This window comes from Streptomyces lushanensis, assembly GCF_001700515.1.
Classification (GTDB): domain Bacteria; phylum Actinomycetota; class Actinomycetes; order Streptomycetales; family Streptomycetaceae; genus Streptomyces; species Streptomyces lushanensis.
This window is the reverse complement of sequence record NZ_MAUD01000372.1, coordinates 1-10,221: the sequence shown is the minus strand read 5'-3', so window position 1 is coordinate 10,221 and position 10,221 is coordinate 1. Positions and strand designations below refer to the sequence as shown.

At 69.3% G+C, this 10,221-nt stretch carries 9 protein-coding genes; 6 read left to right on the top strand and 3 right to left on the bottom strand.

From position 1 onward, the window contains the following. The 5 genes from acs to BFF77_RS37210 form a co-directional block, all read left to right on the top strand. Positions 1-1,775: acetate--CoA ligase (gene acs, locus BFF77_RS26545; RefSeq protein ID WP_066954456.1), on the top strand; the 1,775-nt coding region annotated here is incomplete at its 5' end. 266 nt (positions 1,776-2,041) lie between these two features. Further along, on the top strand, positions 2,042-3,439 hold the full coding sequence (nhaA, locus tag BFF77_RS26540) for a Na+/H+ antiporter NhaA (RefSeq protein WP_066954453.1): 1,398 nt from the start codon (positions 2,042-2,044) through the stop codon (positions 3,437-3,439). Between the two features lie 108 nt (positions 3,440-3,547). Next, entirely contained in the window at positions 3,548-4,042 is a 495-nt protein-coding gene (locus tag BFF77_RS26535) for a phage holin family protein (RefSeq protein WP_066954450.1), read from the top strand. Next, positions 4,039-5,064, top strand: coding sequence for an alpha/beta fold hydrolase (locus BFF77_RS26530; protein WP_245703720.1), 1,026 nt, complete (start codon positions 4,039-4,041; stop codon positions 5,062-5,064). The genes BFF77_RS26535 and BFF77_RS26530 overlap by 4 nt, the downstream gene beginning before the upstream one ends. A 245-nt stretch (positions 5,065-5,309) precedes the next feature. Continuing rightward, positions 5,310-5,489: a hypothetical protein gene (locus tag BFF77_RS37210; RefSeq protein WP_079125521.1), complete on the top strand. Its 180-nt coding sequence runs from the start codon at positions 5,310-5,312 to the stop codon at positions 5,487-5,489. A gap of 219 nt (positions 5,490-5,708) precedes the next feature. Here the strand turns inward: BFF77_RS37210 and BFF77_RS26525 are convergent, their stop codons facing one another. The 3 genes from BFF77_RS26525 to nth all read right to left on the bottom strand — a co-directional run bounded on the left by BFF77_RS26525 (position 5,709) and on the right by nth (position 8,952). Further along, complete coding sequence (locus BFF77_RS26525) at positions 5,709-6,908, bottom strand: MarP family serine protease (RefSeq protein ID WP_066954462.1); 1,200 nt, start codon at positions 6,906-6,908, stop codon at positions 5,709-5,711. A 239-nt stretch (positions 6,909-7,147) separates the two neighbouring features. Next, the gene (locus BFF77_RS26520) at positions 7,148-7,852 is read right to left on the bottom strand and encodes an NUDIX hydrolase (protein ID WP_066954447.1); all 705 of its coding nucleotides are present in this window, start codon (positions 7,850-7,852) and stop codon (positions 7,148-7,150) included. A gap of 224 nt (positions 7,853-8,076) precedes the next feature. Beyond that, positions 8,077-8,952, bottom strand: a complete 876-nt coding sequence (nth, locus tag BFF77_RS26515; protein ID WP_066954459.1) for an endonuclease III — start codon at positions 8,950-8,952, stop codon at positions 8,077-8,079. 284 nt (positions 8,953-9,236) lie between these two features. On the opposite strand from nth, the gene BFF77_RS26510 reads away from it, so the two are divergent. Next, complete coding sequence (locus tag BFF77_RS26510; RefSeq protein ID WP_015034542.1) at positions 9,237-9,911, top strand: Crp/Fnr family transcriptional regulator; 675 nt, start codon at positions 9,237-9,239, stop codon at positions 9,909-9,911. Positions 9,912-10,221: the final 310 nt, after the last annotated feature.

The following is a 10,221-nucleotide window of genomic DNA, read 5'->3' as shown; positions in this document are numbered from 1 at the left end:
AGGCGACATTCAGCTCGCCGTTCGCGAAGTGGTTCGCGGACGGCGAGCTGAATGTCGCCTACAACTGCGTCGACCGCCATGTGGAGGCCGGCCACGGTGACCGTGTCGCGATCCACTTCGAGGGCGAGCCTGGCGACAGCCGCGCGATCACCTACGCGGAGCTGAAGGACGAGGTGTCCCGCGCCGCGAACGCCCTCACCGAGCTGGGGGTGCGCAAGGGCGACCGGGTCGCGGTCTATCTGCCGATGATCCCCGAGGCGGCGGTCGCGATGCTGGCCTGCGCGCGGATCGGGGCGGCGCACTCGGTGGTCTTCGGAGGCTTCTCCGCCGAAGCCGTCGCCTCCCGTATCCAGGACGCGGACGCCAAGCTGGTCATCACCGCCGACGGCGGTTACCGCCGGGGCAAGCCGAGCGCGCTCAAGCCCGCCATCGACGAGGCCGTCACCAAGTGTCCGCAGGTCGAGCATGTGCTGGTGGTGCGGCGCACCGGCCAGGACACGGCCTTCGACGACAGCCGCGATGTGTGGTGGCACGACATTGTCGGCCGTCAGTCCACGGAGCACGCCCCGGAGGCGTTCGGCGCGGAGCACCCGCTGTTCATCCTTTACACCTCGGGCACGACAGGGAAGCCGAAGGGCATCCTGCACACCTCGGGCGGCTATCTGACCCAGGCGGCCTACACCCACCACGCGGTCTTCGACCTCAAGCCCGAGTCGGACGTCTACTGGTGCACCGCCGACATCGGCTGGGTGACGGGCCACTCGTACATCGTCTACGGTCCGCTCGCCAACGGCGCCACCCAGGTCATGTACGAAGGCACCCCCGACACCCCCCACCAGGGCCGCTTCTGGGAGATCATCCAGAAGTACGGGGTGACGATCCTCTACACGGCGCCGACGGCCATCCGTACGTTCATGAAGTGGGGCGACGACATCCCCGCCAAGTTCGATCTGACCTCCCTGCGGGTGCTGGGCTCGGTCGGCGAACCGATCAACCCCGAGGCCTGGATCTGGTACCGGGAGAACATCGGCGCGGGCAGGACCCCCATCGTGGACACCTGGTGGCAGACCGAGACCGGCGCCATGATGATCTCCCCGCTCCCGGGCGTCACCGAGACCAAGCCCGGCTCCGCCCAGCGCGCCCTGCCCGGCATCTCCGCCACGGTCGTCGACGACGAGGCCAACGAGGTGCCCGACGGAGGCGGCGGCTATCTCGTCCTGACCGCGCCATGGCCCTCCATGCTGCGGACGATCTGGGGCGACGACCAGCGGTTCATCGACACCTACTGGTCACGCTTCGAGGGCAAGTACTTCGCCGGTGACGGCGCCAAGAAGGACGACGACGGCGACATCTGGCTGCTCGGCCGTGTCGACGACGTCATGCTGGTCTCGGGGCACAACATCTCGACCACCGAGGTCGAGTCCGCGCTCGTCTCGCACCCCAAGGTGGCCGAGGCCGCGGTCGTCGGCGCCGCCGACGAGACCACCGGCCAGGCGATCGTCGCCTTCGTCATCCTGCGTGGCAGCGCCACCGTCGATGACGGGCTCGTCGCCGAGCTGCGCAATCACGTCGGCACCACGCTCGGCCCGATCGCCAAGCCCAAGCGGATCCTGCCTGTCGCGGAGCTTCCCAAGACCCGCTCCGGCAAGATCATGCGACGGCTGCTGCGCGACATCGCCGAGAACCGCGCGCTCGGGGATGTCACCACCCTCACCGACTCCTCCGTGATGGATCTCATCCAGAGCCAGTTGCCCAGCGCGGCCAGCGAGGACTGAGCAGCACCGGGGCAGGTCACCACCGGAACAGATCACCGCTGGGACTGGTCACTACCCGGACGGATGCCACGCAGGTACCCCGATGACGCCCCGCTCTGTGCCTGCGCCAGTCCGCGCATAAAGTGAAGATCACCTGATACATCCCCTGTGCGCCCCCGTTAAGGTGGGTATCACGTCAACAGCACAACAAGAATCTGGGTGCGCCGGGAAGTCTGGTCGGCACGTGATGCGTCGTGTCCGCCGAACCGACCCGGAGGTCTTCACCCGTGCCAGCGCCCACGGACACCACCCGTAAGTTCCTCGGACGGCTGTCGCTGCCCGAGCGGAACTATCTCGCTGACGCGCTGCGCACCGAGACCCTTGGTGGCGTGCTGCTGCTCGCCGCCGCCGTCGCCGCCCTGATCTGGGCGAACACCCCGCTGAGCGACAGCTACGAATCCGTACGCGACGCCCACTTCGGCCCCGGCGCGCTCGGCCTCGACCTCTCCGTGCAGCACTGGGCCGCCGATGGCCTTCTCGCGGTCTTCTTCTTTGTGGCCGGCATCGAACTCAAGCGTGAGCTGGTCGCGGGAGAACTGCGCGACCCCAGGGCCGCCGCGCTGCCCGTGATCGCGGCGCTGTCCGGTATGGCCGTACCGGCACTGGTCTATGTGCTGGTCAACGTGGCCGGCGGTGGATCACTGGACGGCTGGGCCGTTCCGGTGGCCACCGATATCGCGTTCGCGCTCGCCGTTCTCGCGGTCATCGGCACCTCGCTGCCCTCCGCGCTGCGCGCGTTCCTTCTCACTCTCGCCGTCGTCGACGACCTGTTCGCGATCCTGATCATCGCGGTCTTCTTCACCAGCGATCTGAACCTCATGGCGTTGGGCGGCGCCGTCGCCGCCCTCGTCGTCTTCTGGCTGCTGCTGAGGAAGGAGGTGCGCGGCTGGTACGTATATGTCCCGCTGGCCCTGGTCACCTGGGGGCTGATGTACAACAGCGGCGTCCACGCCACCGTCGCCGGTGTCGCGATGGGACTGATGCTGCGCTGCCACAGGAGGGAAGGCGAGGAGCGCTCCCCCGGCGAGCACATCGAGCACCGGGTGCGCCCGCTCTCGGCCGGTCTGGCCGTGCCGCTGTTCGCTCTCTTCTCCGCGGGCGTCCCGGTCTCCGGCGGAGCGTTCGGCGAGGTCTTCGCCCGGCCGGAGACCCTGGGTGTCGTCCTCGGGCTGGTGGTCGGCAAGGCGATCGGTATCTTCGGCGGTACCTGGCTGGCCGTACGTTTCACCAGAGCCGAACTCAACGGCGATCTGTCCTGGCCCGATGTCTTCGCCCTCGCCTCGCTCGCCGGAATCGGCTTCACGGTCTCGTTGCTCATCGGCGAACTCGCGTTCTCGTCCGATCCGGCGCTCACCGACGAGGTGAAGGCGGCCGTACTGCTGGGCTCGCTGATCGCCGCCGTCATATCCGGCGTTCTGCTCAAGCTACGGGTACGTACGTACCGTGCGCTGTACGAGGACGAGGAGCGCGACGAGGATCGGGACGGCATCCCCGACATCTACGAACAGGACGACCCGGCGTACCACCTGCGGATGGCCGCGCTGTACGAGGCGAAGGCCGCGGAGCACCGCCGGCTTGCTGAACACGCGGGGGCGGCGCGCGATAACGGCGACAGTCCGGCATGATCGGACATCGGATTCGCAGCGGAGAGTCCGCGACGACAAAGAAGTCCACGGCAAAGAAGTCCGCAGCAGAGAAGTCCGTAGCAGAGAAGCGAGAAGAGGGAGTCACCGATGAGCGACCCCGGCACGCAAGTCGCCGACGCTGTCCGGACCGGCACAGTGGTCCAGCCCGTCACTACCGACCGCAGTATCGGTCAACTCGTCGCCGCGGCGACCGCCGAGATGTCCGCGCTGGTGCATGACGAGATCGCCCTGGCCAAGGCGGAGATCCGGCAGGATGTGAAGCGTGGCGTGACGGGCGGCGCGGCCATCACCGTCGCGGGCGTCCTCGCCCTGTTCTCGCTGCCGGTGCTGAGCTTCGCCGCCGCGTACGGGATCCACAATCTGGGGCTCGGTCTCGCCTGGTCGTTCCTGATCGTCGGCGCCGCGTTTCTGGTGCTCGCCGCACTGGCCGCCGTGCTCGCGCTGCTGAAGTTCAAGAAGGTCAAGCCGCCGGAGAAGTCGATCGCCTCGGCCAAGGAGACGGCCGCCGTACTCCAGAATGTCAAGCCTCACCCGCGCAGGGTGGGGAAGCGTGTCAAGTCTGTGGCACGCTCGTCTGCATGACCGCCGCTGATTCCGACCCGGGCAAGACCGACGGCTCGCCCGCGACTTCTGGTATTTCGGGTGCTTCAGGCGCATTTGGCGCCTCCGGTTCGACACCGACTTCCGGTTCGACACCGGCCTCCGCCGTCCGTCTTACCGGTCCCTGGACCCACAGGGATGTAGCGGCCAATGGTGCCCGCTTCCATATCGCCGAGCTGGGCGAGGGCCCGCTTGTGTTGCTGCTGCATGGCTTTCCGCAGTTCTGGTGGGCCTGGCGGCATCAGCTCATGGCGCTCGCGGACGCCGGCTACCGCGCGGTGGCCATGGACCTGCGGGGCGTGGGCGGCAGCGACCGTACGCCCCGGGGATACGACCCGGCCAACCTGGCCCTCGACATCACCGGCGTGGTGCGCTCCCTCGGTGAGCCCGACGCCGCGCTGGTCGGCCACGATCTGGGCGGCTATCTCGCCTGGACCGCCGCCGTGATGCGGCCCAAGCTGGTGCGCAGACTCGCGGTCTCCTCGATGCCGCACCCGCGCCGCTGGCGCTCGGCGATGCTCTCCGACTTCGCACAGAGCCGGGCCGGCTCCTACATCTGGGGCTTCCAGCGACCGTGGCTGCCGGAGCGTCAGCTCGTCGCGAACGACGCGGCGCTGGTGGGACAGCTGATCCGGGACTGGTCGGGGCCCACGCTCCCCGACGACAAGGCGATCGACGTCTACCGGCGCGCGATGACCATTCCCTCGACGGCGCACTGCTCGATCGAGCCGTACCGCTGGATGGTGCGGTCGATGGCACGGCCCGACGGCATCCAGTTCAACCGGCGGATGAAGCGCCCGGTGCGGGTACCCACGCTCCAGTTGCACGGATCGCTCGATCCGGCGATGAGGACGCGAAGTACGGCGGGGTCGGCCGAGTATGTGGAAGCGCCCTACAGATGGCGGCTGTTCGATGGGCTCGGACACTTCCCTCATGAAGAGGATCCGGCGGCGTTCTCCGCGGAGCTCATCAACTGGCTCAAGGACCCCGAGCCGGACCGCTAGGCCCTGTCCGGCCGATCTTCATGGGCCGCGGTGCTGGTCGGATCATCGGTCCGACCGCTGACCGGAATCCCGAACCGCGAGGCCGACCGGCGAGGCCGAAGAGATAACCCGGACGACTGATTCGCCGCGCCGATATGGTCACCCTCTGAACGCTTGTCCTACGAACAGCCAATTGCCTCGCGCATAGGCCAATTGGCCCTCTCCCGTACGGTTACCGACCATGGGGCAGGGGCAGACGTCGGGGTATGGGCTGGACGCACGACTACGGTGACACAGCACGCAACCGCCGCTCGGCCGCTGGGCCGATCACCCGCAAAGGGGGCGGCCAGGAAGGTCAGGGGCATGATGCGCGCCTCGGCATTTCCCTGATTCTCCGCCGCAGAGCGCGCTGGGTCTCGGCCCGGCTCCGCCATCAACGCAGCTAGGCACTGTCCGGTGGATCTTCGCGGGCACGAAGATCCACCGGACAGGTCCTGGGCCTTGGCTCCGGGCCGGCCTCGGGCCCGACCCGTGGCGCGCCATCTCGACGGCTCAGCGGCTCGGGACCGAGGACTGAGATCCTGGGTCCCGGGCCGGGTCCACGCCGGGCCGCCCGAGCCGGCCCGAGTCGGGCCGAGCGGCGACCGCGGCCGGGGCCGTGCCGTCTACAGCGCGCACTGATCGGTGTCGACCTGCTGGTTGGCGGTCCTGCCGAGCGTGATGTCGTCGCGGATCTCATCGGCCGTCAGGGCGTAGCCGGTCTGCGGGTCGTCGAGCGACCGGGCGAAGATGACTCCGTACACCTTGCCCTCCGGCGTGAGGAGCGGGCCTCCGGAATTGCCCTGCCGTACGGTCGCGAACAGCGAGTAGACATCGCGCTGCACCTCGCCGCGGCGGTAGATGTCCGGCCCGTTGGCGTTGATACGGCCGCGAACCCGCGCGGAGCGCACGTCGTACGCGCCGTTCTCCGGGAAGCCCGCGACGATCGCGCCGTCGCCGCTCACCGCGTCCGCGTCGGTGAACTCAAGAGGCGTCGCCGGAAGGTTCGGCACGTCCAGTACGGCGATGTCGCGCTGCCAGTCGTAGAGGACGACCTTGGCGTCGTACAGCCGTCCCTGACCGCCTATCTGGACCGTGGGCTCCTCGACGCCGCCCACGACATGCGCGTTGGTCATGACCCGGCGGTCGGCGAAGACGAAACCGGAGCCTTCCAGGACCTTGCCGCAGCTCGGCGCCGTACCGACGACCTTGACTATCGAATTCTGGGCACGGGCCGCGACCGGGCTGCCGGCGAGCGCCGGGTCCGGCGGCCGGACCTCGGTGATGGGCTCGTTGTCGAACGGGCTGAAGACCTGTGGGAAGCCGTTCTGCGCCAGTACGGAGGAGAAGTCCGTGAACCATGCCGACGCCTGTGTGGGCACCACCCGGGAGACCCCGAGCAGCACCTTGGAGCTGCGGACCTCCTTGCCGAGCGTCGGCAGCGACGTCCCGGCGAGGGCCGAGCCGATCAGCCAGGCGACCAGCAGCATGGCCACGACATTGACCAGCGCGCCGCCGGTGGCGTCCAGGGCGCGGGCGGGCGACCACGTGATGTGGCGGCGCAGCTTGTTGCCGAGGTGCGTGGTGAAGGCCTGGCCGACGGAGGCACAGACGATCACTATGACGACCGCGACGACGGCGGCCGTGGTGGAGACCTCGGAGTCCGCCGTGAGCCTGGCCCAGACCACGGGGAGCAGATAGACCGCGACGAGACCACCGCCGAGAAAGCCGATCACCGACAGGATGCCGACGACGAACCCTTGGCGGTATCCGACGATCGCGAACCATACGGCGGCGAGCAGCAGCAGGATGTCCAGCACGTTCACCGTCAATAGCCTCGCTAGCCTCGCGGATACGTCTCGGTCGCCCCGCCCGGCCGGCGGTGCGGGCTGCCGCCGCCCCGCCGGTGGTACGGGCCCCGCCGTCGTCGCCGGGCCGGTGACCCGGCGGTACGCCGGTGGCCTGGCAGCACAAGGGCCCGGCGGCCGGTGGCGGACATCGCCACGGCCACAGAGCCCCGGAAGGGTTGCCGCCCCCGGAAGGGCACGGCATGAGGGTCAGCCTGTCATGCGCGCCAGTCGAGCGGGACCTCCTTCGACCGGTCCCACGGACGCTCCCAGCCCGAGAAATGCAGAATCCGGTCGATCACTCCGGCCGTAAAACCCCAGACCAGGGCAGATCCCACCAGAAAGGCGGGGCTGTGATGGCCTCTGGGGTGACGGGTGATCGCGCGATTGGCCGGATCCGTGAGTTCCGCCACGGGCACGGTGAAGACACGGGCCGTCTCGGCGGGATCGACCACACCGACCGGGGTGGGACGGCGCCACCAGCCGAGGACCGGCGTCACCACGAAGCCGCTCACCGGGATGTAGAGCCTCGGCAGCACGCCGAAGAGCTGGACGCCCGACGGATCGAGACCGGTCTCCTCCTCGGCCTCGCGCAGCGCCGCCCTGAGCGGTCCGGTGGTCGCGGGATCGCCGTCCTCGGGATCGAGGGAGCCTCCGGGGAACGAGGGCTGTCCCGGATGCGAGCGCAGGCTGCTGGCCCGCTCCATCAGCAGCAGTTCGGGACCCCGGGGGCCCTCGCCGAAGAGCACGAGCACGGCGGACTGCCGTCCGTCGCCGCTCGCGGGCGGCAGAAAGCTGCTGAGCTGTTCCGGCGCCACCCCCAGTGCGCCGCGCTCGACGGGCGTGAGCCAGTCGGGCAGTCCCTCGGCGGTGACGGTGATCTCCGTCGCCCGATCGCCGTACGTCCTGTCGGTTCGTGTCATACGCACCCCTGTCGCTCCCCTGTCCCTCAACGCGTTCCGCCCGTCGGATCGTTCCGCCCGTACGAGTGGACCGTCCCGCCCCCGCCCGGACCTCGCCGTACGCCCGGACCGTCCCGCCCGGAGCTCGCCGTACGCCCGGACCGTCCCCTCCGGACCTCGCCGCGCGCCCGGACCGTCCCGACCACGACCCCGCGCCCACGGGGACGCGACCGGTAAGGCGTCGCTCATACGGCGCCCATCGGCGGCGCGGCCTTCCCGGGGTAGTCGGGCGGCGGGTTCAGCCGCTGGCCCGGATAGCCGCCCATCTCGTACTTGAGCAGCTTCCGCGCCTTCTCCGGATCCGTCTCGCCCTCGCCGTACGAAGGGCACAGATGCGCGATGGGACAGGCGCCGCAGGCGGGCTTGCGGGAGTGGCAGATCCGGCGGCCGTGGAAGACCACCCGGTGCGAGAGCATCGTCCACTCGCTCTTCGGGAAGATCTCCGCGATCTCGGCCTCGACCTTCTCCGGATCCTCCTGCTCGGTCCACTTCCAGCGCCGGACCAGCCGGCCGAAGTGCGTGTCGACGGTGAGGCCGGGGACGCCGAAGGCGTTGCCCAGCACCACGTTCGCCGTCTTGCGCCCCACACCGGGCAGGGAGACGAGATCGTCGAGCCGACCGGGCACCTCGCCGTCGAAACGGTCGCGCAGAGCCGTGGAGAGCCCTATGAGCGACTTCGCCTTCGCCCGGAAGAAGCCGGTCGGCCGGACGATCTCCTCCAGCTCCTCCGGCACGGCGGCGGCCATGTCCTCGGGCGTCGGATACTTCGCGAAGACCGCGGGCGTGGTCTGGTTGACCCGGAGATCGGTCGTCTGAGCGGACAGGACCGTCGCGACCAGCAGCTCGAAGGGGTTCCGGAAGTCCAGCTCGGGATGGGCGTACGGATAGACCTCGGCCAGCTCACGGTTGATCCGCCGGGCCCGCCGGACCATCGCCAGTCTGGACTCCGGCTTGACTTTTGTCGTTTTTGCGGCTTTATTCGGTTTCGCTGAAGGCTGTTCGCCCACAGCGGAATTGGGATCCGCGGACACTCTTTCAGCCCCCTTGGCCTGCGCTGTCATCGGCGGATTCGACACCCGGCCAGCGTAAAGCCCCGCACCGACATCCGCCCCGGCCATGGCCGATCGCCACTCGAATCGGCCTCACGGGCACATGTCCGGACGTTCGTGCGTCAAACTTGTGACCGATCGCATGGTTTCGGACAAGCGGAATCCGGTGGAGGGCCGAACGGTCCAGGGATGCCAAGCCACCCGAGAAGAAGCGGCATGTACGGCATCATGGGGACGACGGTCCCCGCGCAGGTGGGGACCACGGTTCCCTGAGCAGGTCGACAAGGAGAGAACACGTGGACGACGTTCTGCGGCGTGCCCCGCTCTTCGCGGCGCTCGACGACGAGCAGGCGGCAGAGCTGCGCGCCTCGATGAGTGAAGCGACGCTCGCGCGCGGTGACGCGCTCTTCCACGAGGGCGACCCCGGCGACCGGCTTTACGTGGTCACCGAAGGCAAGGTCAAGCTCCACCGCACCTCCCCCGACGGCCGCGAGAACATGCTGGCCGTGCTCGGCCCCGGTGAGCTGATCGGCGAGCTGTCCCTCTTCGACCCGGGCCCGCGCACCGCCACCGCGACCGCGCTCACCGAGGTCAAGCTGCTCGGTCTGGGCCACGGTGATCTCCAGCCCTGGCTGAACGCGCGCCCTGAGGTGGCCACGGCCCTGTTGCGTGCCGTCGCCCGCAGGCTGCGCAAGACCAACGACCAGATGTCCGACCTGGTCTTCTCCGACGTTCCCGGGCGGGTGGCCCGCGCGCTCCTCGATCTGTCGCGCCGCTTCGGTGTGCAGTCCGAGGAGGGCATCCATGTCGTGCACGATCTGACGCAGGAGGAGCTGGCACAGCTCGTCGGCGCGTCCCGTGAGACGGTCAACAAGGCGCTGGCCGACTTCGCGCAGCGTGGCTGGCTGCGGCTGGAGGCGCGCGCGGTGATCCTGCTGGACGTGGAGCGCCTCGCGAAGCGCTCGCGCTGACCGGCTGCGGACAGGCGACCGACCGCGGGCCGAATCGGGCCGACTGGGTCGACGGAAGGTCGCCCGTACCGGCCAGGGACGCGCGCCCGGCCGCGGGCCGACCGCTACGGGCCGACCGCTACGGGCCGGGCGACCGGCTCGGCAGAAGGGCTCTTCCGTCCCGGAGGGGCCCTTCGGCATGTCGGGACCCTTTGGGACGGCGGGGCGGGACCCTTCGAAGCACGCCAGTTCTCACGCCAGGTCCTTCGTTCGGGTCCCTAGGTCCTGTCCGGCGGATCTTCGTGGATCGGGCCGCGGCGTTCGGTGGAGG